Consider the following 24,002-nt stretch of genomic DNA (forward strand, 5'->3'; position numbering starts at 1 on the left):
AGCCTGATTCGGGCAGCGGCCGGAGTTCCGTTTAGAATTGAGCAAATTGAAAGAAACAGATTGAAAGACACAGATTTTCTATTCTTTCCGGACCGGATTGACATGAATAGCGCAGTGCTTCACTCGCGGGAATGTTTCCTCTACCGCCTGATGCACATTTTCAGCGATCGCGTGAGCTTTGACTAACGGCAGGTGGGCGTCGACGCCGATCTCCAGTTCGACATAAATCCGATTTCCAAAAATCCGGGTGCGAAGCGTATCAATCGTCATCACGCCGGGCTGCCTGACGATCACCTCGGCGATTGCGTGCAGCGCTTGCGTATCACAGGACTGGTCAATCATCTTATTCAGCGACTGCCAGAACAGTTTTACAGCCACTGCCAGAATCAGGGCGCAAATGATCAGCCCCACGGCGGGATCCATCCACAGCCAGCCCTTCCGCGCACCGCCGATGCCGAGCAGCGCCCCCAGCGACGACAAGGCATCGGAGCGATGATGCCAGGCATCTGCCATCAGAGCATCAGAATCCACGGTGAGCGCAGCCCAGCGTGTCCACCAGTACTGGCCTTCCTTGACCAGAATTGAGACCACCGCCATCATCAGCGCGGCCCGGCCCGGAACTTGTAATGCCGCCGGATGGCAAAGTGTCCTGATTGCGCTGATCCCGACGCCGACCCCCGTAATTCCCAACATGACGGCCAGGATCAGGGACGCAGCACTTTCCAGACGTTCATGGCCAAACGGATGATTGGCATCTGCCTGGCGATGTCCGCAATGCACGCCGATCATCACGACGACAGTGCTTGCGCAATCGGATGCAGAATGAACGGCATCGGAAATCATCGCCTGCGAATGTCCGGTAATCCCGGCAAACAACTTGAAAACGGAAAGCAGTAAATTCAGAATCAGGCTGGTCAGGCTGACGTTCAGCGCCAGCTTTTCAGCGGAATCGGAAAAAGAAGATTTCTCAGTCATGCTTTAATCCCTCGCATTCCTCTTATCTTATGAAGTCCGCAATCTTTCTGTGATCTGATTCCTGATTTTCCAACGCTTAGAACTTGGATAGAATCCGATTTCATTGCTTTTCGCTGCCTTTAGAAAAACAAGCGTCGCTGAAAACAGGCGTAGAGAAATTTCCTCCAATGCGGGAATAACAATTTCTCTGACTTATCACAAATTAGGTCAAACATTAAGAAATGATCAGGTACTTAGATCGTCTTCTACTTATTCGGCGTACCATTTTACCCCATCGTTATCACCTCATCGTTAATTAATCATTAAAAAAACAGTATTTGAATTTGCCATATCAAAAAGTCTTGAACTGTGAAAAGCCTTGCAAGCACTGAACTTTCGCAAATTAAAAGACTAAAAACAATAATGATTTTTGATGCTTTAGTGCCCAAATGGTACCCGGATTTCCTGCGTGATGTAAGACGATACGGGCAGATATAACAAAGAAGCTTGCTATTCATGGGTAAAACCCGTTCATCTGGACCGTTGATGGGGACTGACCCCTTTATTCCACACAGGTTCGTTTTAATTACAAAAATTCAAAAATGAGCGCTATAATAGATGACATACAGATTGAAAAATTTTAAATTTGGAGGTGAATAGCAATGGAATTTAACTGTGGTTTTATAAAAGATAATAAATGGTTTCGTTATAGAGCAGCGGCAATTATTATTGAAGATGATTGTGTGCTATTTGCAGGAAATGAATTGGATGACTATTTCTATTCTATAGGCGGTGCTGTTCACATGGGAGAAACCGCCGAAGATGCTGTTATAAGAGAGGTATATGAAGAAACAGGTATTTGCTACGAAATAGACCATCTTGCGGTTATTCATGAAAACTTTTTTTATAAAAGCAACGGCTCCCTGGCAGGTTTGGATTGTCACGAAATTTGTCTTTACTATCTGATGAAGCCAAAAGGAAGTAAACAACTCTTTAGTAACAGCTATACGCAAGGTGTGAAAGAAGAAATGTACTGGATACCTATTCCAGATTTAAGAAGGCACAAGGCGTTTCCTGCATTCTTGAAAGATTATCTAAGCAAAGAACATTGCGGAATAGAACATATCATTTCGGATGAAAGGAACTAACAAATGTAAGTTTGCGTAAGAAATCAGGATATTATTAACAAGCTGCTTACTGTCGCGAACAAAAACAACTGATTTTACGGAAAGGGTACTACTTTCCTATACTTGTGGCGGAACTTTTTACAAAGGAATGGAAGGGAAAGGATAATCTGAACAGAGAGTTGCTTTGAAGCATTGCAGTTAAAGGACATTTTTAAGTGAAAAGGTATAAACACCTTGTTTTATCAGTTTTAGTGACTGTGAAGGCTGGTTATGCAAGGCTTATTGAGTCCCTAATGCGTAACAAAGGCATTCTCATCGTCTTTGCAGTTGCGATAACATCACCTTGTGTGTATGCTTTTTGCCTTGTTTGTGGTGCTGAAATGGTACCCGATTTTACAAAGCCAACTTATGCGGAGATATGCGAAGATATAAGCAAAAACGTGAAAATCATTGAAAATACAGTTTTTCCCTCACTTCTATAAACACTTGTAAGAAGTTATAAGACGATTTTCGTCTATAAAATCAATAAAAAATAAATACCATGCGACATGTGCAATTCCAACGTGTATGTAATATTTTTGTTGTCCATTGGGACACCTGCCTTTGATTTTCATATGATCTGCGAATCTATTATTATATCTTTTGAAGCTTTTTTATACTCTTGGCAACACTTTCACTTCGCCTGTTCCCCCTGTGCTGATATCGCAATCTAAAATTCTTGCGTTCCAACTCTCAATAACCGCTTCTTTCATATACCAATAGCGTGCATTTTCATCCGTAATACGAAAAAGACTCCTAATATGTGTCCAATTCAAATTGTGAACGCATGCGTTCACAATTTGCTCATCAGGAAAGTATTGATAAAATTTAATGTGATATTGGGAGGCTATTTTCTCAGCGTCCAGTTTTTTTGACTTTTTGTACTTTTTCAACAGCTTCGCCCACATCGTTAACATGACTTAGCAGTATATAGTTATAAAGAGCTTATCATGTTCCTTTAAGATGCACTTTTCTGCGAAAAGAAAGCGTCTTGGCAACACTCGAACGAGTTTTCTACTAAAACGCTCTTTTTATTTCCGTTAATCAGTAACCATTCTCCTCACGCTTTCAGCGGCCGCTGCGGAGATAACTGATGATTTCCTCAGATCAAACGTTTCATTCCTGATCGTGATCATGACGTCCGCTCTTGAACCGTCACCTGATGAATCCACTGACAATGATGAATCCGCCAGTCCCCGGCAAACGCCTTGATTACATCGTCGCACCGCAGGATAAAGAAGGTCATAAACACCGGAATTCCCGCCTGCTGCGAACACCACCAGCCGACTGGAATACAAAACGCCCACAAATAAAATACATCGTTGAAAAAGACGAACCGGGCATCCCCGCCGCCGCGCAGAATCCCGACATTATTGACAAACCCCATGCAGCGGAAGATTTCGATCAGCGCGCCCACGACCATGATTTGCACGAGCACGCCGAATGTTTCCGGCGTAATGTTGTAAAATTTCGGCATCAGCGGAATGATCGCCAGAATAAACAGACAGGCCAGCGTCCCACTCGCCGCGCCGACCCGCTGCAAAAGCCGAATCGGCTGATCCAGCTCGGCCTGTTTCCCTTCGCCGATCAAGTTGCCGACGACGACCGAAGCAGCTGCGGAAATCCCCTGCGAGAGCGCGCAGGAAATCTGCGCAACGACGTTGAAGATCGCATACGCCGTCGCAAACGCGAAAGCCATGTGGCCGGAGATCATCGTCAGCACCGAGCTGCCCAGCACCCACGTTAATTCATTGGCGACCACCGGCGCACAGTTTTTGACAAACGAAGGCCACAGAATCTTCTGTGGATGGAGAATACAGCTGAAACGGAAACGAATCTTTTTCTCAAACCCAAGCGAATAAACAATCAGAATGGCGCATTCCAGCATCCGCGCCAGAATGTTCGCCAGCGCGCTCCCCACAACCCCGCAGGCCGGAACGCCCAGATTGCCGAATACGAAAAGCCAGTTGAAGATCACACTGGCCCCGATCGACGCCAGCGACGCACCCATCGCCACATTCACATCTCCGACAGCCCGCAGCGTATTGCCCAGAACCGTCGTGATCCCAAAAAACAGATAGGACACGCTGACGATCCGCAAATACTGCGTTCCGACCGCGATCACTTCGGGATTGTTCGACAACAGCGTCATGACCTCGCGCGGAAACAACGCCGCGATCGCGACCAGCACCGCCGCTGCGCTCAGCATCACGCGGAACGTGTAGCCGATCACCGACCGGATCGCTTCGCCATTCTGTTTTCCCCAATACTGCGCGATCAGCACGTTAGCGCCGCCGGTTGTCCCGAACAACGTCAGCTGGAAGATGAAGAACAGCTGGCTGGCCTGCGATACCGCGGTCAGCTGCGTTTCACCCAGCGCCCCGACCATCAGCGTGTCGACCATGTTGATGCCGACGGAAATGATCGTCTGCAGCGCTACCGGCACCGCGATCAACAGGATCACTTTCAGTAAAGCGAAGCGTTGAGGGTTGAGAAAAAGCACGTTCCCGTGCTTCTTCCTCTGCTTATTCATCGTGCGTATTGAAGTATTTCATCTCCGGGAGCGGATCCTGCGTTTTAATGTCCTTCAATTCAATGCCGTAATCCACAGCCAGCCGGTAAGCGAGGATCTCCACAACCGGCGCGTATTCCAGACATGCGAAGTCCTTCGAGGCCGGCGTGAAGCCCAAATCGTCCGCGTCGATCGGATTGGCGCCGATCACATACGCGTGGCCGACATCGTTTTTCATGTATTTCGCAATGCCCATTGCCAGATGGTTATCCTTGCCGCCGTCGTTCAACACAATGACCGCATGCCGTTTCGTGAAGCCCATCGTCGGTCCATGCAGACCGTCGTCCATTTCATAACCGACGCACATGAAGCGCTTGGCAATCTCGAGAATTTTCAGCGCGCCTTCCATCGCAACGCCATACAGACTGCCCGGGCCATACAGAACAAAGGCATCGACGTCCATCAACGCTTCCTTGTTGTGATCAAACCAGGCCAGTGTCCGGTCGCAGATTTCCTTGTGGTCCTTCGTCACCGCCAGCGCGTCTTCCATATAGGCCGCCGCTTCCGTCTCGCTGACAACGCCGCGCGCCTGTCCCAGAGCCACGCCCATCAACATTTCCGTCAGGATGCTCGCGCAGTAACCAATCGTGCGCATGCCGTATTCTTCGTAGCCGCAGCCCATGTCGATATGCACATCCGCTTCTTTTGCCAGCGGAGTCGTCGGCGCTTCCGTAATCGCCGCCGTCAGACAGCCCAGCGCTTTGACTTTTTTCAATGCCTGCTGCGTCAGCGTCGAGGTGCCGGACTGGGAAACGAAGACATACAACGCCTTCGGGTTATAAACCGTTTTTGCCAGGAATTCGTTGGGAATCATCGTGCACGTTGACAGCTTGCTTGCTTTTTCAACAAAACGGTACGATGTCAGCGAACAGGTGTTGCTTGTGCCGGAACCGATAAACATGATTTCGTTCAGCTCGCCCAGCCGATCCTTTACTGCGTCCAACAGCGGCGCAAATGTTTCTTCCCGGCGTGCGACGATCCCTTCAATCACCGACGGTACACGATAGATGCAATCCAGTAATGTCACCATTTCTTTTCCTCCTTCAAATGGAATAGAATCCGATCAGGCAGAGGACTCCCTGCCTGATCGTTATTCTTCTTTCTTTCATTGTAGCTTGAAATCCGGTTGTTTTACAGACTTCGCTTAGAAAATACCAATCCAGGTACCCAGAATTGCGAAGATCATCAAACCGAAGATCAAAACTGTCGGGTTGACTTTATTCTTCAATAATTTAAAGCAGAACAAGGTCAGTAACAGCGGAAGCAGATTCGGGAAAATTGTGTCCAGCATCGCCTGGATCGACTGTTCCGCTCCATTCATTTCAAAGACGAAACCGATGTTGCAGGAAACCATCGTCGCCGTCATCGCGCCAACCGTCATCAGACCGACAGTGCTGGCAGCTTTCGTAATCGTACCCATGATGCCGTTTTCCGCAGCGTCGCTCATGAATTTCGCGCCTAAGCTGTAGCCTACGAACGGGCCGATATAACGAACAAACGTCGCAGGAATGTTATAAACCAACAAGAAGATAATCGGTCCTAAAATACTGCCGTTGACCGCAAAGCTTAAGCCAATGCCCATTGCAATAACACGCAATGTACTCTGGAAAATGGAATCGCCAATGCCCGCGAACGGTCCCATCAGGGAAGACTTAACCGCAGAGATCGAGGATTTATCAAAGTTTGGATCTTCCGCCCCCTGTTTTTCCATCGAAGCAGCTAAACCAGTGATAAAGCCGGAAACGCTTGGGGTCGTGTTGAACAGTTCCCAATGCCGTTTGTAACCTTCAATCCGGTCTTCTTTTTCCGGATAATATTTGTTGATAACCGGGATCATCGTGTATAAGAACGCCAGCGCCTGCATTTTTTCCCAGCAGTATGGAGCGCTCATCGTGCAGGACCGCATCGCGATCTGCCGACACATTTTATTTTCTTCTTCTGTTAAATTGAATTTTTCCTTAATCATTGAATAATTCCTCCTCTTCATCCGCGGCGGCACTGGCTGACTTACCGTTGTGATTTTGTTCAACAAAGAGAATAATAACGTACAGAATACCTAAAATGGCGACTGCCATTAACGGCAAACCCAGATAGGACGAGAGAATAAAACCGACGAAGAAATAAACTGCCAGCTTTTTGGTCCACATCATCTTTAACAATAATGCAAATCCGACTGCACCCAGCATGCCTGCCGCGACGCCCATACCATCTAATAAAACAGTTGGCAGCACAGCGATGAATCCTTCGACAGCGGTCGATCCCAAAGCGATCGCACATGCACAGACGATGCCACGCGGAATGAATGTGGTTAACGAAACAAGCGGCATAATTCTTTCTAATGTCTTATAATCGCCTTTTTCCACCCATTTGTCTATTGCCGGGCTCCACAGTGAACGCAACGCTGTAAATGGAACGAACATCATCTGGCAAAGCATCGAAGCCGGAATTGCCAACGCAAAAGCGGTTTCCACACCCTGACCTAAAATAATCGCGTAAGCCGTACCGACGGCGGTCCCTGCTACGGCATCCGGCGGAACTGTGCCGCCGATCGCCATAACGCCCATGAACACTAATTCCAGGCTGGCGCCAACTACGATACCCGTTGTAATATCCCCTAATACGATACCGATGACTGTACCTACAATCAACGGTCTGGTTGTCATAGGATAGGAGAACCATGTTTCTACGAAGTCGCAGAAAATGACTGCCAATCCTACTAACAAAGCTTGTGTCATAATTGTTTCCTCCTCTAAATTAATTTACTGACATCTGTTTTTGATTCACTGGGAACCATTCGCAATTCAACATAAACCAGAGAATTTAACTCTCTCAGTGTCGTTAAATCGTCATCGTTCATATGGACGTTGGCCGCCACCTGTCTGCTACCCTCCTTTTTCTTGACTCCTCCGATGTTGACACTTTTTATCTGCCCTCCTGTTGCCTTTACCAGTTCCAACGCATCCTGAACCGTTCTGACAATCAGGAAAATCCGGGTTTTCTTCGTGCGCGGATCATTCAGCAGCACCGCTGCATCCTTCACCGTTTTGATCGCCAGCTTCACGCCGGCCGGTTTGGCCATCTTGAACGCCAGCTTGCTCATCTCGTTAGTCGCCGCCTCGTCGTTGGCGATGAGAATCGCATCCGGCGCGACCTGATTCACCCAGGTCACCGCGACCTGTCCGTGAAGCATCCGGTCATCCACTCTGCACAGCTCTACCATAAAACATCATCCTCCATTCCCTTTTCAATTTGTTCCACCGCCTGCTTGTGCGACAACACGGTGATCGTGTCCTTGGCCGACTGCACGGCGTTTTCCAACAATTCCATCGTGGAAATGTCCTGAACGTTCAGATGGCATTCCAGGATCATCGACAACGTCATGCCGCCGACCAGATACACATTCGGATACCGGCACAGTTCCGTCAGCTGATTATGCACGCTGCCGCCATGAATATCGCAGAAGATCATGAAGTCGCAATCCGGCTCGGCTGCGACCTGCCGTTCGATCCGGCGGGCGATCTCGGCCGGGGATTCGTAACGATCCAATCCCAGAGCCTGAATTTCTTCGCAATCACCCATGATCATTTTGGCGGCGCTGAGCACCCCTTCGGCCATGGATCCATGAGAAGCCAGAATTATCTTTCTCACGGGCTGTCCTCCCTTCTCTACTTACGCTCAAATATAAGCAATTAGTATGCCAATTCGAGTTTTTTTGCGTAATTTCTATTTTTTGGAAGAAAAAAAGCTGAAATTCCGGAATTCTTTCTGAAATTTCAGCTTTTGTACAGTGTGATTCATGCTTTTATTCAAAGTAACCCGTTTCATCTTCGACACTATTTTCCTCTTTCTCGACACTGCCCAGCGCAATGTATTCATACAAATAGCCAATTTCCGACAGCGGAATCGACACATTGTAAATCCGTTCCACCTCGGCGAAGCTCTTGCGGATGACGTCGATGAAGTCCTGATGCTCCCGCTGCAGCTCGTCCAATTTGTCGTATGGGGCGACGGTCTTGTTGATGATCAGCCGTTCGATCAGACAGCTGATATGCAGGTACAGACCGACCTTGACGTTGCTCGTAATCCGCAGACCCAGCTGCGCTTCAATCGACCGGATGATCGTTTCGACGTTGCCGAGAATGATTTCCGGGTTGAGAATGGTCAGATAGTTCAACAGATTTTCCATCGGGAAGTTGCGCAGCAGGTTGTCGTTAAACTGCTGGATCTCGTCCGGGCTCATGAATTCGTTAAGCAGCTCGGAGATCTTCTCGATGTTCTTCTGTTCGATCAGCTCTTCCAGCGAGATAAATTCCACGCCCTTGATCTTCGGATCCATCGTGCCGACAACGAACAGAATGTTGTATTTGTCAAACACCGGAGCCTGAGAGCCCATCGTCTCGATACTGTCATATTCGTAGGAAAGCACCGGGATGTTCTGCCCTGATGGCAGACTCTTTTCCAGCAGCTTCTTGATCTTCTCCGCCGTGCCGAAGCCGCTCTGGCAGATTGACAGGATGGCGTTGGCCTTCTGGCGGTTGCGCACGATCAGGTAACGGTGCTGGTTGCGGTTGGCCGCTTCCTCCAGAATCGTTTCAATTCCTTCCCCCTCCATGATCATACATCCGATATCCAGCGCCAGCTTGGTCGTGACGTTGTTAATGATGCCGATATCGACATTCTTTAAATTCTCCGTGTACTTGTAGATTTCCTCCAGCGATCCCATATCCACCATCAACAGCACTTCCTTGCACCCTTCCAGGTGTTTCAGATAGTCGGACACCTTGCGGATGATCACGTCCACGCCGCATTCGATCGGCATGTCGATGGCGTCGAAGATCTTGCGGCGAAGCAGCTGGTTGGCGACCTCGGCGATACTGCTGGCAATGTTGAAACCGTGCGCGATGATCAGCACCGGAATCTGCGAGGTTTCCATCTCGCGGTTAAAATACATCATGTAGATCAACAGATCAAGATATCCGATCCCTTCCAGCTTGATGTTCAGACTGTCCTGAATCAGCCGGGCGACGTTGCGGATCGCCGTGGCATTGATCGGAAACAGGCGCTGAATCGCCGCGATACAATCCTGAATTTCCCTGTGGTATTTCTTGTCCAGCGGCAGGCAGGAAACATTGTGGCTGGCAAAATCGAGAATGAAGCGCGACATCGTCACGACCTCGGAATTGCTCAGCTTTTCCAGATTGTATTTCTGCGCCGTGATCTGATAGATATTCTCAACCAGGCTGGCCGTCAGATCGTCCTTGGGCGTCTTGCCCGCGGGATTGTTGAAGAATAAATAATCCGTGTAGCCTTCCAGCAGGATATAGGCTTTTTCAATAAACTCCGGCATCGGCAGATTGTTCCGGTATTGTTCGATCAGCCCCTTATTGAAGGTATAAAGCATTGTTTCAAAATACTTCTGCTTCATCATCTGGCGGGTGTCGATCATCTTGCCGTCGTCATATTCCATCAGCTCGCCGTTGGCGGTTCCGCTTTGAAGCAGGAAGCTGGGCAGATCGTACAGATGCAGCTCAACCGGATCGGCAGCCGGATCGCGCAGATAAGCTTTGGCGACGCTGGCGCGGATCGTATTGACCAATTCTCCGACGTTGCCGGGATAGGCATGATTGACCAGCGTCTGGTAGGCCAGTTCACTGAACACGACCTGCCGGGCGATCTTCCCGCTTTCCTGAGTCACGATCTCATGCACCAGCTCGCGCTTTTCCTGCAGGGAGCGGTCGACGAGCGAAGGCACCTGAACGAGAATCGGAATCCGCCGCAGCAGTGTTTTCAGCAGCACCTTCTGCGGGTCCTCCGTCGTTGCGAAGATCAGCCGCACCTTTGCGGAATACCACGTTTCGTTATCGCCGACCATGTGATAGATCCCTTTGTCCATAAACAGAAAGATCTTCTCCTGACATTCCGGTTTCAAGGCATGAATCTCATCGAGAAACAGCACGCCCCCGTCGGCCAGCGCCAGTAACCCGGCCTTGTCCTTTTCCGCACCGGTGTAAGAGCCTTTCTTATAGCCGAACAAATTCGTCAGGAACAGCTCCGGATTGTTAGCGTATTCGGCGCAGTTGACGGTGACGAAGCTGCCCTTCTTGTCCAGAATTCCTTTTTCCACGCTGTATTCGTAGGTCAGCTGCGCGATATAGCTTTTGCCTGTGCCGGTCTGTCCCTGCAGGAGAATCGGCAGGCCGATGCCGGGATAGGTGATCGCCGCCTTGCATTGCTCGACGCATTGCTTCAGACTTTCCTGATGCCCGACCAGCTTGCGGAAAGACACGATCTTTTCCTTCCGCGCCGTTACATCCCGCATAAGCTCCTCCACCGAATCGTAGGCCGGTTCCAGATCTTCCGCCTTCGTCCGCTCGCACAGCGCGGCTTTGCTTAAAAAGTAGACCGGACGCGTGTTGATTTTAATAACCGTCCCCTCGCCATGGGCTTCGTTAAGATATTGCGAAACAAGATTGCGGCTCACGCTGAAACGCTCCGCCAGCCCCTGAGCGCTTAAGCCGGACAGATCGTTCCAGGCGAAACAGCGGGTTGCTTCCGCCAGCGCGTCCAGAATTTTTTTCTTTGCCGGACTTTCCATAATTACCCCTCCTTCTGTTCTCCCCTTGGAATAATTCGTTGAAAAAAGATTACAATTTAAGAATAGGTTCGGAATTCGACTTTGTCAATCAAACGCGAATTAATTTTGAGAGCGCTGTCACCAAGTCCCGGTTGTGCTACAATAAGAAAAAAGGAGGGAGACCGCATGAAAAGTACGTTTGCCTTAACGCCGAAGATCCAGCCTCAGCACCGGTTGAAACCGGCGATGCTGGAATCTTTGAACATCCTGCACATGAGCTCCGACGCGCTGGCGGCCTACCTGGACGAGCAGATGCTGAGCAATCCGCTGCTGGAATGGAGTGATCAACGGCCGGTTAAGAGCGGCGATCTCTATGAGAAAGCCGGGCAGTTTGTCGCGGCCGAGGTTTCCCTGAAACAACAGCTGCGGCACCAGGCGGCAGTTTTGTTGGAACCGGCGGATCAGGCAATCGCCGAAACGTTGATCGGCTTGCTGGACGAGGACGGTTATCTGCGCGAAAAGACAGATGAGCTGTGCGGTTTGTTGAAGATCGGCGAACCAAGGCTGAACCGGATTTTGTCTTTATTGAAAACCTTGAAGCCCACCGGGGTGTTCGCTCAGGATCTGCGCGAATGCCTGCTGCTTCAGCTTATGGAATTGCATCCGGAAAATGAACTGGCCCGGCGGCTGACCGGGCAGTTGGAAGCACTGGCCCGGGGCAGTACGGCGGCCTTATGCAAGACGCTGCATTGCACGGCGGATCAGCTAAACGAAGCGATTGCCGCAATCCGCAGCTGTGATCCCAAACCCGGCCGCAGTCAGGGCGCCGCGGCCGCTTCGCTGGCTTGCGAGGTGGCGGTGGAAATCGAAGACGGACAGTTTAAAATCACTTTGACTCACAGCTTCAGCGAGCTGATTTTCAATCCGCTGCCGATCGACGATCCATCGGTTCAGGAATATTTGAAACAAAAAACGACAGCTGCCAAAAACCTGCTTCTGGCAATTCAAAAACGCAACCAGACATTGGCGGCGATCACTGAAGCAATCTGTCTGAACCAGAAAGGATTCTTTATGGAGGGACGGCCTTTAATGCCCCTGACCCGCCATCAGATCGCCAGTCAGCTGGGGCTGCATCCTTCAACGGTTTCCCGCTCGCTGGCTGGCAAAGGTCTGGAATTTAACGGTCAGCTTTACCCGTTCTCCATCTTTTTCTCCGCCAAGATTCAGGACGAATTAAGCCAGGATCAGGTGCTGCGGCAGCTGAAACACTTAATTGACGAAGAAACGCCCGACACGCCGCTGAGCGATCAACAGCTGAGCGACCGGCTGAAAACGCTGGGCTGCCCGATCAGCCGGCGAACAGTCGTCAAATACCGGGAAAAACTGCACATTCCCGATTCCCGAGTCCGCCGCCAATGGGCGCAGACCGCGTTAAACCGCAAACATTCAGGAAAAATCTGAAAACCAGCCGAAGTTTCCCCTTCTTTTCTCATCTTGTTAAAATTATTAACAACCTGTCTTCAGTTCTCTGTTATAATAAACTTACATATTGAAGGTGAGTTTATGCAGCGATGGAAAAGACGCGTCGATCTTCAGGTTTCCCTGCTTACGGCAGCTGTTGTTTTTTTGTCTTCTTCCGTCGTTTTTATTTTATGTTACACGTATACGTATGCCGGAATGATTTCAGAATTAAAAGAGCGGGTTCATGCCATCGTCAGCTTTGCCAACACGTCGCTGGATCCGCTCACCTTCACGGAAATTCATGACCGGGGCGATATGACCTCTCCGCTTTACCAACAGACCGCCCAGCTGCTGCGCGATATCCGCAGCGCGACGGGAGTGCGTTATTTATACACGGCGACCGTTACGGAAAACGATACCCTGATCTACTTATTAGATGGTCTGGAGCCGGAAAGCGAGGATTTCCGCTATCCCGGCGATCTGATTGAACCGGAGATTCAACAGGATCTGCGGACAGCGCTGGCCGGCACGGAGATCCTGCCGAATACCATCAAGGCGACGGACTGGGGGAAAATATTCATCGCCTATTCGCCCGTCTATCAGGATGATGCGGTCATCGGTGTGGTCGGCGTCGAATTTGACGCCGGGAGACAGGCTGAAATTTATCATCAGCTGCGAAACTTTATTCCCCTCACGTTAATCTTTGCCTGCGGCCTGACCACAGTGATCGCCTTCTTTGTTTTCCGCCGCATTTCCAATCCACATTATAAAGATCTGGCGATAACGGATCAGCTGACGCAAATGCGCAACCGCAATGCTTTTGAAGTGGATATCGGCAATCTCAACGCTTCTCATCAGTTTAAAAAAATGGGTATTCTTGTGGCGGATCTGGATCATTTAAAACAGGTTAACGATGAGCTGGGGCATATTCAGGGGGATTTGTATATCCAGAAAGCCGCTGCAATCCTGCAGGAGTGTCTCAAACCCCAGGCGGTGCTGTATCGGACTGGAGGAGATGAGTTCGCGGCTTTGATTTTGGACACCTCCGGACGAAAAGACTTGAGCGATCTCTGCACGCAGCTGCGGGCGCTATATAAAAAACGCCGGCCCGACTGGCCCGTAGAGACCGGCTTATCGGTCGGCTGGGCTGTTTATGAGATCGGCGATCATTCTGTCGAGGACATCTATCGGCGGGCAGACAACGCGATGTATCAAGATAAAGCGGCGTCCCATCAACAATAAGACAAGGCTTCAGCGAGCTGGGGTCTTGTCTTTTCTTTCGTTTCTTCAACGTGCATGTTCTTTCGTTTCTTCACCGTGCTTTTTTTGTTTTTCAGCATGGGCTTTAAGATTGGCTGATTCTCGGCTTTTGCCCCTTCGCCTTTCTTGTCCTTCCGCCAGCCTGAAATGAATTTTGCTTTTCCAATCGAAGCGTAATTACCAGAATCAAGGCCGGAAACCGTTCCGACCTTTTCCTCTCTTTGCCCTGTGTTTATCTGTTTCTTTACCAAACTGCGGCTTATGCCTGACTGTTCCATTCGTCAAAGAATTCCTGGAGGTACTGTTCCATAAACGCCGTGCGTTTTCGAGCCAGACGCCGGCCTGTTTCCGTGTTCATCATTGATTCCAGAAGCAGCAGTTTTTCATAGAAATGGTTGATCACCGTGCTCCGCTCGCTGCGGTAAGCGGCAGCGTCCATCTGAGTGCGCGGCGGCAGTTTAGGGTCGTACATCGGATTGCCGACATGGCCGCCATAATAGAAGGTCCGGGCAATTCCAATCGCGCCGATCGCATCCAGCCGGTCCGCATCCTGGACGATTTGCCCTTCTTTGGATAAGATCTGCTTTTCGCTCAGATTCTTGGAAAAAGACAAATGATCAAGTATCGTGAATACCGGTCTTTGAATCGACGGATCAATTTCCGCCAGACGGTCTTCCAAAAGCTGATGTTCCTTTTGAGGATCCGCCGTCAGCTTATCGTCGATGACGTCGTGAAGCAGCGCTGCGGCGACGATCAGATAGAGATCGCAGGGCGCTTCGCTGCGGGTGATCAAGACCGCGTTGTTGACCACGCGCAGAATATGATCGAGACTGTGTCCGCTGGTGTCGCCGGCCAATTTGGATTGCGCGATGGCATAGAATTTCCGGCAGTTTTCAATTTGTGTGCTATTCATGTTTCTCCTTTTCGGGCTCAAGCCGCCCGGTTTGTCTGTCAGGTTCCATTGTACTCCGTTTGTTCATCAATCAGGCTTGGGATGATTACAAGATGGAAAACTCAAACGATGCCGTCGTCGGCTTCGTCACAATCTGAATTTGAAGTAGAAAAATCGGATTCTCTTTTCTTGGAAGACGCCGAAAACACGCTTCTGCGGCAAACGCTTGCTTTGCGGGGGGGGGGGGATTCTTTTTTCGCTATCTCTGTTTCTGAGGGGCTGGATCAAAGATCTGATATCCGCTGACAGTCTGAATTTCCCCGCCGCTGACTTTAACAAAGCGTTATCGCATAATGCCAGAATCGACCGCGGCACGGCTGGCCTGTCGGATTTCTTCTCGCTGTTTGTCACTTGTTCGATTGAAATGGAGCTCCAGATAGATTGAAACCAACCCCAATCCGCAGATTTGTACCCATGCCAGACCGCTGTCAAGCTCAGCGCAGAGAAACGGAAGTGACCACCCGGCGGATCAGTGCTTCGTTCTGATCGTAAAAGTCCCGGTCAAACGATCCTGTTACGGTATAATACCGGGCTTGACCTTCAAAGAACAACAACTGCAGTCTGACGCTTCTGCCTTCCTTCAGCACCGCCAGCCGGCCGCGGTCACCCTGCCTTGAGACAACGAGCTGATCTTCAGAATCCATCAGTGGGAAAGTCCATGCGGGTACGCCATATTGATAAATCACCCTGAGCGCATTCTGACCGGAAGGATCGCTGAGTGTCAGGCCATAATTCGGTGGAATTTCACTGATCAGCGGGGTGTGGATATTCGCATCGCACACACAGCTCCAGCCCGCTGGCAGTTCGATCGAAAATTCCGGATCTCAAGGTACTTCCGATTTAAACACGCAGCGTTTTTCTGCAAGATGCAGGAGAATACTGACGCTCAAAATTACTGCGATCAGAATGGGACAGACTTTCATCAAGCGGGAAATCATTGTCATCAACCTCTTTTACGAATCACGGCGTGAATTTGAGCGCGGATTTCCGGCATCCGCCGCTGCTCAAAGTCAGGATGATCCTTCAGCCATTTGCGGTTTAATGGAGAAGGGTGGGGCAGCGTAAAAACAGGAATCCCCCGGAAGCTCTGTGTATGGAAGATTAATTCTTCCAGCGCGAGTTCAGGATACAACCACTGTGCGGCATAGCTGCCGATCAAAATGATGCGCTGCGGCTGCACCAGTTCCAGTTCCCGCCGCAGATACAGCTCGGCACATTGCTTCGGCGGTCGAAGATCGCCGCTGCCTTTGGCTTTACCGGGATAACACCGGGCGATCGAAGCAATATAAAACAGCGCGGGATCATAAAATTCCGCATCCGTAATCTGATACCACTCCTGTTTCAGCTTTTTGCCGCTGGCGTCATTAAACGGCAGTCCGGTTTCCATTACGCGCCGGGACGGTGCCTGACTGATCTGAAATATTTTGGAATCGAGATTTCCCTGAAATACCGGGCGCGGTTCATCCTTGATCTGTTGCCGGCATTCCCGGCAGTTCTGAAGCTGAACTTTCAACCGTTCAAATTGTTCCCTTCGCTCTTCATTGTTCATTTCTTGTTCCTCAATCCTCGTGCTTTGTTTCATTATACCACGCTTTTAGGGAATTCATCCGGTGTTCCTTCAGGCTGTTGACCATTGGAATCTCATTGCAAAAGCGTAAGGAAAATGCTTTAATTCAGTCAGAAGCAAAACGACGCAACGATTCAATGATCCGATTCATCCAAAGGGCGAAAAAACCGAGTTCATATAGTTTCGATCCAAGAGATCAGCCATTTTGCTGAAGCGTTATAAAAGGAGGAAAAAAGGATGAAACCAAGTACGAGAATAATTTGTCTTGCCGGACTTCTGCTCAGTCTGCTGAGCAGCTGCCAACAGACCGCCGGTTCAAAATCAGAACTCAGCCTGAAAGCCGCTGCTTTCAATCAGGAAGACGCCGCGATTGCCAAACAATTTGGCTATTCGTCAGATCCCCTGATTTTCCAGTTTACAACGGACAGCTCCGTTCAATCGCTGCATTATACGGTCTATACGCTGAATCAGGGACAATGGGAAGCCCAATGGACCGGCGATCAAAGCTTATCCGGCCTCCGCGGCCGCATCGCCGTATATACCGACGGACTGCCGAAGGGCTATACGTTGATTATGCAATGCGATAATGTCTGTGTGAAAGACGAACTGCGCGTGGAAAATCCCGATTTTTCAATGCCGGAACAAGCGGTCTTATCAACGGCGGTTCTGAGTGAAGAAACGTCATGGACGAAAGGCCGGGAATTCCCCATACTGGTTCAACAGATTTCCACCCATGAAAATAAGGGCGCAGTAAATCTGGAACAATTTTTCAAACCGGATCACTTTTCCGATCAGGACGAGGTCTGGGCCTTGACTCTGATTTTTCAGGAATCAGAGAATTCACGGCAGCTGCCTTCAAAGTGATCCTTGAAAATCGCAAATAGAAAACCCTATATGTAGGTGCTATAATAGAAACGTACAAAACGACAAAGCAAAATTTGTGGAGGCAATTTATGAGCGATTTCAGCATTAAGGATATGCTCTTCATGCAGCAGACATTGCAGGAAAAATATAAAGATAAGTGGGAAACGATTGGCCCTGAAGCGGGAAAACACAAATTGTTGTGGATGATCGGCGAAATAGGCGAGGTCGTAGATATTATTAAGAAAAATGGAGACGTCAAGGCACTTGAAGATCATGCGTTACGAAGACATCTGATTGAGGAAATGGCGGATGTTCTTATGTATTACAACGATGTCCTTCTTTGTTATGGAATCAGTGATGAAGAACTCAAAGAGGCATATACGACCAAATTTGAAAAAAATATGAAACGCTGGTGAATTCCAGTTTGGGATATTTCCAACAAGCAAAAATCTCTCTTTCTTTCATAGACGGAAACAAATGATTTTTAGAAATGTGACGAAGGTTAATGGACCTTTGAGGTATAACCCCCACACTCTATCCATTGTAAAAGCTGTATTGGCAAGACCTGATGAACCTCTAATGCATAGCATAGCGGCATGAACAAGGGTATCCTGAATCGCCTTCGTGGGCATGATAATACCGTCCTGTGTTTTTATTTCTTGCCTTATTTTGTGGTGCTAAAATGGTGCTCAACTTTACAAAACTGACTTAATCGGAGATATAAAGTAATAAATGGAACTATGCGGAAAACCATGATTTTAAGCCATCTTCTCATGGTATCATAAACTTTTATGCAGACTTACAAGAAGATTTCCGTCTATTAAAGCAATAAAAAAATAAACGGGATTTGAATCCCGTTGTTTTTGCGTTTAGCTATTTTTTTCTGCCAACAGATGCTGGGCGATAAACTTCCCGACGCCGTCGTGATCGTGATCCGCCGTGATAAAATCCGCGGCACTTTTTGTTTTCTCGCTGCCGTTGGCCATGACCACGCCCATTCCGGCATGGATCGTCATGTCGTAATCGTTATCCGCATCGCCGAAGGTGCAAAGCTCCTCCATGGTGAAACCATGCAGCGCCATGACTTCTTTCAAGCCCTGCGTTTTCGATACCCGCGGATCCATGTATTCGAACAAAACGCTGGCCGTGATCAGGCCGGCCGATTTGGTTTTCGGAACGGTAAACGTATGACTGCGGGCAACGACCGTTTCCATCATTTCCGGATCACAGACAATCATGACCTTCGGCCGGGGTTGATTCAGAAATTCATCATAATCGACCACATGGTAGGGAATATGATCTACCCGGGAAAGCCGCTGGATGAACCGGTCATCCTTGGGCGCAAACAATTCCCCCTGCCAGGGAATCGCAAAGTTCACATCCAGATCCTGATAATGTTGGATGACCTGACGGATAACGTCACCGTCCAAAGGAAAACTGCTTTTTTCCACATTCAACAGAAAGTCAGCGATTTCCGCGCCGCCCGTACCGACAATCGCATCGACGAGTCCGTTAATGCCCCAACGCTCCAGTTGATTTTTAACACTATGCACATCCCGGCCCGTCGCCAGACCAAACAGAACGCCCTGCGCTTTTATTTTTTTAATTTGTTCGATGGTATAGGGAGAAACGACTCCCTGGCTGTTCAGCAACGTTCCATCCACGTCGCACATGATTGCTTTGATCGCCATTTTCTAGTCCTCTCTGATTTCACAGTCCTATTCATTATAAATCAAAAAACAGGGAATGCGGACATTGATTCGTAAATTCGTTAATTCACACAAAAATTTCCATGTCAGCCTCTTCTGGATCCCAAACCAGAAACCCTAAAACTTAACCTGAAATTAACAAAAGTCCGGCCTGGCTCCACTTCGCGCATGGTATAATTGAAAAAAGAAAGAAGAGGAATCCCATGTATCAGATAAAGAATTTTCAGGATAACGACGACGTCCGGACGCTTGATCAGCTCGGCCCATTTACCGTCATCGAATATCTGCGCGATCTCAGCGTTACGCCCGGCTCTGCCATGACCGCTTATTATTGCAATGAGATGAATGTTCGCAAACGGCAGGTACTTTGCGATCTGGCGCAGGCCGATATCACCGTCCAGGCCGGCGCGATGCAGTGGATGGTCGGCGATGTGAAGGCAACGACCGGCGTCAAAGGAGTCGGCGATCTGTTAGGCAAAGCGATCCGCGGCAAGGCAACCGGCGAATCGGCGATCAAGCCGGAATACACCGGCAGCGGCACCTTGGTGCTGGAGCCGACTTACAAACATTTAATCTTGATGGATGCCGCAGATTGGAACGGCTCCGTCGTTCTTGACGATGGTTTATTCTTAGCCTGCGACTCCCGATTGCAGCACAAAGCAGTCATGCGCTCGAATTTCTCCTCCGCGGTAGCGGGCGGCGAAGGTTTGTTTAATTTGAGCTTGAACGGGTCCGGCGTCTTCTGCATTGAATCCGATTGCCCGAAAGAAGAACTGGTGGAAATCACATTGAAAGACGACGTGCTGAAGGTTGACGGCAACTTTGCGATCGCCTGGAGCAATTCGCTGCAATTTACCGTGGAGCGTTCCAGCAAGTCCCTGATCGGTTCTGCCGCTTCCGGCGAAGGACTGGTCAACGTGTATCGCGGCACAGGGAAGGTTTTGTTAGCGCCGGTCGCAACGCTGCCGCGATAAGATCCTTTACGCAAAAAAAGACGGAATATCGGTGCTTCCGTCCTCTATGATCCGAAATCTTTCGGATCTTTTTTTCTTCGCGGGCCAAAGATCTTGCATTATTCCTTCCACAAGATTTCCGCTGTCTGACATCGGGGAGCCTGACCCTTTTTTACAACGAAGAAAAACATGATCGACAGGAAATCCCGATATTTCTTCACTTTCAATGAAAGGCGCTTCGAAGATCGGCACGCCGCAGTCCTGAACCCTGCGCCAGCATTTTCCGTCTTACTTCCCGATTTCAGACTTTACTGAACGATGAAGTCGGACGATTGGAAATGGCTGTAATACCTTCCGCTTTTGGCGGTAAATAGAATTCTGATCTTCCCTGATTCCTCGGGTTCCCGCTTTTCCCGGGATGCTTCCGTCCTTTTTGGCAACGGGTCTTCCTGAACGCCGATGATTGTCAGCCACCCCTTCAAACAAACGCCGCGGTAAAACCGCTGATCCATAAAGTAAAGGCTGGCTGGCCGTTGATCAATTCCCGGAAAAGAAAACGCCGCCGCTTCCACTTCAAACCAGAAGCCGCAAATTCCCTCACGCCGGCAGGCTTGCGGCAGCGTCCAGGTTTCAGGATATCCCTGATCGTCGATGAAGCTGCAAACGACATCGCTGACATGATCCGCCAGTTTTCCAATCGTCTGTTCTGGATTTCTTATCATTTCTATTCTCCTGTTCTTAATGAACTCAAAAATCATTCTCGCGGTATTTTTCCGCTTTTCCTTTCTGCGTATACTCCCGAATCATTTCCGTTTTAGCCGCGGTGTAGCCGTCACGATCAAAGCGATACAATTTTGCCAGCCACAGCTTCAGCTGTTGATATGCCAAAGCGGCTTTTGGATGATCAATCAGGTAATCCCGGAAAAACAGCTCGTCATGATCGCCCGGCCGGCGCAGATGGAGATGAAAGACACGCTCCGCAAAGCCCTGCGGCGTATAGCCTTTATTGAAGGACATTCGCAACTCCGACTGACTCATGCATAAATATCCCGCATCGAGAAGCCGTGCTTGCATGTCTTCCCAATTCGCCTCTTCCGTCGTTTCCACCAGAATATCCACAATCGGTTTCGCCCAAATTGTTCCTATGGCCGTACTGCCGATATGTTCCATGCGGATCAGCTGATTTTCAGGCAGCTGACTTTTCAGGAATGAAGATTCCTCTGCATAGAATTGCGGCCATTCCTGACGGGGCGGGACCAATTCGATTGGAAAGAGATGCCACAATTCTTCTAACGACATTTCAGATAAAGCCTTTGTCATAAACAGTCCTCCTTTGCGGGCAGTGAAGGCCAGGATGAAGCAGCTGAAACGTCTAAGCCTGAGTGATCCCGGATTCGCGGCGAAGATCCCGCCTCCGGCTACACGCTCACGCTTTCGCTTTCTTATGTCATCGCAAAACTCTTATCAATCCAGTTCTGGATCGCGGCGTCTGTCAGGACACCGTCCAGCGTCAGTGTGATCCAGTGCTTTTTATTCATGTGAAAAGCCCGGTACTGGCCTGGCTTACCGACTTCTTCCGCAATCATAGCCGGCTGTGCTTTTACGACAAGAATTTCGATCCATCCCTCGCGCTGCGGATCCAGCTTGCGGCTTTCAATCGTCATCAGCACGCCAAACCATTTCAAGGTTTTCTTATGGCGCAAAGCTGCGGAATGGGGCGAAGCTTCCCAAAGGTATTCCGGCTGCACATCATAACGTTCGCGGAGATAGCCGACGATCCGCCGGGCTTGTTCCGCCTGAAACGTGTCGGTGATAAAGCAGGCGGCGGCAATACGGGCAAGTTCCTGCCGGCACAATTCGCGCAGCACCGTTACGAAATGACCCTGCGCGGCTTCAGATTTAATCAGCGTATATTCTTCTCCGGTAGCCGGATCTGTCAATGAATAGTCAGGCTGCCCCTTATCCACAACGACGCGAAGCAGGAACTGACCTTCGTTGATCGGCGTTTCCCATAAAAACTGATTACCGGACTCGCGGAACCCGAAGGCAAGCAGCCGCGCCGGATCCGGTTTTTTGAAATGAAACAGGGCCTCCCATTCCCTCATGTTTTTTCTCCTCTCAGCGGTCTTGTCCTCAACCCGCATGCGATGTTTTCTACAACTCCAAAACAGGGATAATCAGCATATCCTCACGCCGATTCTCTATCCAGCCATTGTTCAATAACCGCCTGAACCGAAGCGGCGCTGTGCGCTGCGCTGGCTATGACCTGCGGCTCGGCCATGTCGATGCAATAGCTGTGCCGGGTCGTTTGAAACATCGGAATATCGTTTTCAGAATCGCCGACGACGATCAACTGATCGCGGTCCACTCCAAACTTTGCGCATAGTTCCATGATGGAGATGCCTTTTGAACTGTTCAGCGGACCGATGTCGATCATATCGCAGTCGCTGGTCGTTATGATCCCCGGATAATTCCGCCGGCTCAGCGTCTCTTTGAACGCGTCGCGCTGATGCGGCGGTACAAAGATCTGAATTCGTTCGACGCCGTCCTCTGGGTTGATTTCATCCAGCTTCGCGACCACAATCGAATCCCACAGGGAATCATAGGCCGGAACTCCGCGCGGGTAACGGTCGTTGCCGGACCACAGCCAGCAGTCATGATAGCCGGTCGCAACACTGATATTCAGATCATTCTCAAGGACATAGCGGCACAGATCAAGGTACACGCTGCAGGGCAGCTGCTTGATTATCGTCTCGCCGGTTTCCAGCCGTACCGCCGCGCCATTGCCGCCGATAAAATTAAAATCAAAGCCCAATTTCTCCGCAATGACCGGATAATGATGCAGCCCCCGGGCTGTCGCAACCGCAAATTTATTGCCATGTTCCACCCAGCGTCTGACCGCATTCAGGTTGTCTTGAAGCTGGTTGGGATTGGGAGATTCTTTTCGTGGGTACAACGTTCCGTCTAAATCTGAGATTAACAGTTTCATCTTTTACCTGGGGTCCAACGAGATGAATGGCTGCTTTCCCCTCGGGCCCTTCCTTTCCGAATTGTATCTATATAGACATGTTCTAATTAGAATATACTATATTCCTTCATTCCCGTCAATTCCTGTTTACGAAGATTGAATAAATAACGGAAGTATTACAAAGTTTCAACAAAGTGGTTGTCATAGCTGTCCCAATATTTACGGTATACCCGGCCATCGTTTCCATCTAAATTGAGCTGATACATTCTGAATGTAACCAGAAAGTTCTTTGGCTGCCACATTTCTTCATAAGAATATTGATAACGCATCCCAACTGCCTGCATGACATGGCCGCTGCGCGGATTATTTACGTCATGCGTGGCCGTGACGTAGGGAAAACCGTCTTCTTGCACCTGATGAATCACCGCCCGGGCTGCTTCTGCGGCAATTCCGCGATGCCAGAATTCGCGGCGTAAACCATATCCCAGATCATGGCTCTCGCCCGTGCTTACATGGATATAACCAATCGGAATTCCGTCGCTTTTCAGACAAATCGCATAAGCATAGCCCTGCGGCTTTGCATAAACCGAAACAAAGTTCTCCTCGTAAAAAGTCTTCGCTTCAGCAACGCTGGTCAGCGGATACCACGGCAGGTATGTATTGACTTCTTTGTCGCTGAAAATGGCATAGATTGCGGAAATATCCTGTTCTGTGAATTTCCTTAACCGCAGACGTTCTGTCTCCAATTCCGGTGTGTTCATTCCTTCCTCCCCTTCTCTCATATTAAGTCTTTTGTCTTAATTATACGCAATGATTATGTCTATGAAAAATCATTCTTTCCGCAGCCCGTGATTTTCATCATAATCAAAGTCTTCCCTGTCCGTATTCTTTGAACTTTTCAGTCAGCTTTAACTATTACTGACTGATTTATCCATGTCTGATTCAATAATAGGGTAGAGGGAAAATAAATTTCGCCCCTCCCATTGCACCGTACGTACGGAT

General features: G+C 49.4%; 26 protein-coding genes. 7 read left to right on the forward strand and 19 right to left on the reverse strand.

The window, feature by feature from the left end; all coding sequences use genetic code 11:
- Window positions 1-78 precede the first annotated feature (78 nt).
- Entirely contained in the window at window positions 79-975 is an 897-nt protein-coding gene (locus AC5OW4_RS02220; RefSeq protein WP_493676598.1) for a cation diffusion facilitator family transporter, read from the reverse strand.
- Window positions 976-1,616: 641 nt separating this feature from the next.
- Here AC5OW4_RS02220 and AC5OW4_RS02225 point away from each other — a divergent pair.
- Entirely contained in the window at window positions 1,617-2,102 is a 486-nt protein-coding gene (locus tag AC5OW4_RS02225) for an NUDIX hydrolase (RefSeq protein WP_072683871.1), read from the forward strand.
- Window positions 2,103-2,734: 632 nt separating this feature from the next.
- Here AC5OW4_RS02225 and AC5OW4_RS02230 read toward each other — a convergent pair.
- The 8 genes from AC5OW4_RS02230 to AC5OW4_RS02265 all read right to left on the reverse strand — a co-directional run bounded on the left by AC5OW4_RS02230 (window position 2,735) and on the right by AC5OW4_RS02265 (window position 11,287).
- Window positions 2,735-3,013: a DUF1016 N-terminal domain-containing protein gene (locus AC5OW4_RS02230; RefSeq protein WP_229100681.1), complete on the reverse strand. Its 279-nt coding sequence runs from the start codon at window positions 3,011-3,013 to the stop codon at window positions 2,735-2,737.
- A gap of 239 nt (window positions 3,014-3,252) precedes the next feature.
- Window positions 3,253-4,623: an MATE family efflux transporter gene (locus AC5OW4_RS02235; RefSeq protein WP_159432758.1), complete on the reverse strand. Its 1,371-nt coding sequence runs from the start codon at window positions 4,621-4,623 to the stop codon at window positions 3,253-3,255.
- Between the two features lie 22 nt (window positions 4,624-4,645).
- Complete coding sequence (locus AC5OW4_RS02240) at window positions 4,646-5,722, reverse strand: SIS domain-containing protein (RefSeq protein ID WP_195396199.1); 1,077 nt, start codon at window positions 5,720-5,722, stop codon at window positions 4,646-4,648.
- A gap of 114 nt (window positions 5,723-5,836) precedes the next feature.
- Window positions 5,837-6,658, reverse strand: coding sequence for a PTS system mannose/fructose/sorbose family transporter subunit IID (locus tag AC5OW4_RS02245; protein WP_072683873.1), 822 nt, complete (start codon window positions 6,656-6,658; stop codon window positions 5,837-5,839).
- Window positions 6,651-7,427 (reverse strand): PTS mannose/fructose/sorbose/N-acetylgalactosamine transporter subunit IIC, encoded by a 777-nt coding sequence (locus AC5OW4_RS02250; RefSeq protein WP_083538461.1) that lies wholly within the window; start codon window positions 7,425-7,427, stop codon window positions 6,651-6,653. The genes AC5OW4_RS02245 and AC5OW4_RS02250 overlap by 8 nt, the downstream gene beginning before the upstream one ends.
- Window positions 7,428-7,441: 14 nt before the next feature.
- A complete protein-coding gene (locus tag AC5OW4_RS02255; RefSeq protein ID WP_195548016.1) occupies window positions 7,442-7,912 on the reverse strand; it encodes a PTS sugar transporter subunit IIB in 471 nt (156 codons plus the stop codon).
- Window positions 7,906-8,340: a PTS sugar transporter subunit IIA gene (locus AC5OW4_RS02260; RefSeq protein WP_072683876.1), complete on the reverse strand. Its 435-nt coding sequence runs from the start codon at window positions 8,338-8,340 to the stop codon at window positions 7,906-7,908. Before AC5OW4_RS02260 ends, AC5OW4_RS02255 begins: the two co-directional genes overlap by 7 nt.
- 154 nt (window positions 8,341-8,494) lie before the next feature.
- Complete coding sequence (locus AC5OW4_RS02265; protein WP_493676599.1) at window positions 8,495-11,287, reverse strand: sigma 54-interacting transcriptional regulator; 2,793 nt, start codon at window positions 11,285-11,287, stop codon at window positions 8,495-8,497.
- A 165-nt stretch (window positions 11,288-11,452) separates the two neighbouring features.
- Here AC5OW4_RS02265 and rpoN point away from each other — a divergent pair, with 165 nt between their 5' ends.
- Both rpoN and AC5OW4_RS02275 read left to right on the forward strand, forming a co-directional pair.
- A complete protein-coding gene (rpoN, locus tag AC5OW4_RS02270) occupies window positions 11,453-12,727 on the forward strand; it encodes an RNA polymerase factor sigma-54 (RefSeq protein WP_072683878.1) in 1,275 nt (424 codons plus the stop codon).
- 102 nt (window positions 12,728-12,829) lie between these two features.
- Window positions 12,830-13,969 (forward strand): GGDEF domain-containing protein, encoded by a 1,140-nt coding sequence (locus tag AC5OW4_RS02275; protein ID WP_072683879.1) that lies wholly within the window; start codon window positions 12,830-12,832, stop codon window positions 13,967-13,969.
- Here AC5OW4_RS02275 and AC5OW4_RS02280 read toward each other — a convergent pair.
- Both AC5OW4_RS02280 and AC5OW4_RS02285 read right to left on the reverse strand, forming a co-directional pair.
- Window positions 13,960-14,265, reverse strand: coding sequence for a hypothetical protein (locus AC5OW4_RS02280; protein WP_072683880.1), 306 nt, complete (start codon window positions 14,263-14,265; stop codon window positions 13,960-13,962). The genes AC5OW4_RS02275 and AC5OW4_RS02280 overlap by 10 nt on opposite strands.
- Entirely contained in the window at window positions 14,247-14,900 is a 654-nt protein-coding gene (locus tag AC5OW4_RS02285; protein ID WP_072683881.1) for an HD domain-containing protein, read from the reverse strand. The genes AC5OW4_RS02280 and AC5OW4_RS02285 overlap by 19 nt, the downstream gene beginning before the upstream one ends.
- Before the next feature lie 81 nt (window positions 14,901-14,981).
- Here AC5OW4_RS02285 and AC5OW4_RS02290 point away from each other — a divergent pair, with 81 nt between their 5' ends.
- Window positions 14,982-15,185, forward strand: coding sequence for a hypothetical protein (locus tag AC5OW4_RS02290; protein ID WP_493676600.1), 204 nt, complete (start codon window positions 14,982-14,984; stop codon window positions 15,183-15,185).
- Window positions 15,186-15,373: 188 nt separating this feature from the next.
- Here AC5OW4_RS02290 and AC5OW4_RS02295 read toward each other — a convergent pair whose 3' ends face one another.
- Both AC5OW4_RS02295 and AC5OW4_RS02300 read right to left on the reverse strand, forming a co-directional pair.
- Window positions 15,374-15,721 carry a hypothetical protein gene (locus tag AC5OW4_RS02295; protein ID WP_072683883.1) on the reverse strand — a complete coding sequence of 116 codons (348 nt, stop codon included), beginning with the start codon at window positions 15,719-15,721 and terminating at the stop codon, window positions 15,374-15,376.
- A 161-nt stretch (window positions 15,722-15,882) separates the two neighbouring features.
- On the reverse strand, window positions 15,883-16,488 hold the full coding sequence (locus tag AC5OW4_RS02300) for a uracil-DNA glycosylase family protein (RefSeq protein WP_072683884.1): 606 nt from the start codon (window positions 16,486-16,488) through the stop codon (window positions 15,883-15,885).
- 255 nt (window positions 16,489-16,743) lie between these two features.
- Here AC5OW4_RS02300 and AC5OW4_RS02305 point away from each other — a divergent pair, with 255 nt between their 5' ends.
- Together AC5OW4_RS02305 and AC5OW4_RS02310 are read left to right on the forward strand one after the other, a co-directional pair.
- On the forward strand, window positions 16,744-17,370 hold the full coding sequence (locus AC5OW4_RS02305) for a hypothetical protein (RefSeq protein ID WP_072683885.1): 627 nt from the start codon (window positions 16,744-16,746) through the stop codon (window positions 17,368-17,370).
- Window positions 17,371-17,459: 89 nt separating this feature from the next.
- Window positions 17,460-17,786 carry a dATP/dGTP pyrophosphohydrolase domain-containing protein gene (locus AC5OW4_RS02310; protein WP_072683886.1) on the forward strand — a complete coding sequence of 109 codons (327 nt, stop codon included), beginning with the start codon at window positions 17,460-17,462 and terminating at the stop codon, window positions 17,784-17,786.
- Between the two features lie 453 nt (window positions 17,787-18,239).
- On the opposite strand, the gene AC5OW4_RS02315 is transcribed toward AC5OW4_RS02310, so the two are convergent.
- The gene (locus tag AC5OW4_RS02315) at window positions 18,240-19,061 is read right to left on the reverse strand and encodes an HAD family hydrolase (RefSeq protein WP_072683887.1); all 822 of its coding nucleotides are present in this window, start codon (window positions 19,059-19,061) and stop codon (window positions 18,240-18,242) included.
- A gap of 221 nt (window positions 19,062-19,282) precedes the next feature.
- Between AC5OW4_RS02315 and AC5OW4_RS02320 the strand changes: the two genes are divergently transcribed.
- On the forward strand, window positions 19,283-20,053 hold the full coding sequence (locus AC5OW4_RS02320) for an AIM24 family protein (RefSeq protein ID WP_072683888.1): 771 nt from the start codon (window positions 19,283-19,285) through the stop codon (window positions 20,051-20,053).
- 287 nt (window positions 20,054-20,340) lie between these two features.
- Here the strand turns inward: AC5OW4_RS02320 and AC5OW4_RS02325 are convergent, their stop codons facing one another.
- The 5 genes from AC5OW4_RS02325 to AC5OW4_RS02345 form a co-directional block, all read right to left on the reverse strand.
- Window positions 20,341-20,754, reverse strand: coding sequence for a hypothetical protein (locus tag AC5OW4_RS02325; protein ID WP_072683889.1), 414 nt, complete (start codon window positions 20,752-20,754; stop codon window positions 20,341-20,343).
- A 25-nt stretch (window positions 20,755-20,779) separates the two neighbouring features.
- Window positions 20,780-21,352, reverse strand: coding sequence for a GrpB family protein (locus tag AC5OW4_RS02330; RefSeq protein WP_072683890.1), 573 nt, complete (start codon window positions 21,350-21,352; stop codon window positions 20,780-20,782).
- A 122-nt stretch (window positions 21,353-21,474) separates the two neighbouring features.
- Complete coding sequence (locus AC5OW4_RS02335; RefSeq protein WP_072683891.1) at window positions 21,475-22,137, reverse strand: MmcQ/YjbR family DNA-binding protein; 663 nt, start codon at window positions 22,135-22,137, stop codon at window positions 21,475-21,477.
- A gap of 83 nt (window positions 22,138-22,220) precedes the next feature.
- Complete coding sequence (locus AC5OW4_RS02340) at window positions 22,221-23,021, reverse strand: HAD-IIB family hydrolase (RefSeq protein ID WP_072683892.1); 801 nt, start codon at window positions 23,019-23,021, stop codon at window positions 22,221-22,223.
- Between the two features lie 155 nt (window positions 23,022-23,176).
- Window positions 23,177-23,761 carry a GNAT family N-acetyltransferase gene (locus AC5OW4_RS02345; protein WP_072683893.1) on the reverse strand — a complete coding sequence of 195 codons (585 nt, stop codon included), beginning with the start codon at window positions 23,759-23,761 and terminating at the stop codon, window positions 23,177-23,179.
- Window positions 23,762-24,002: the final 241 nt, after the last annotated feature.

The organism is Holdemania sp. (assembly GCF_986127675.1).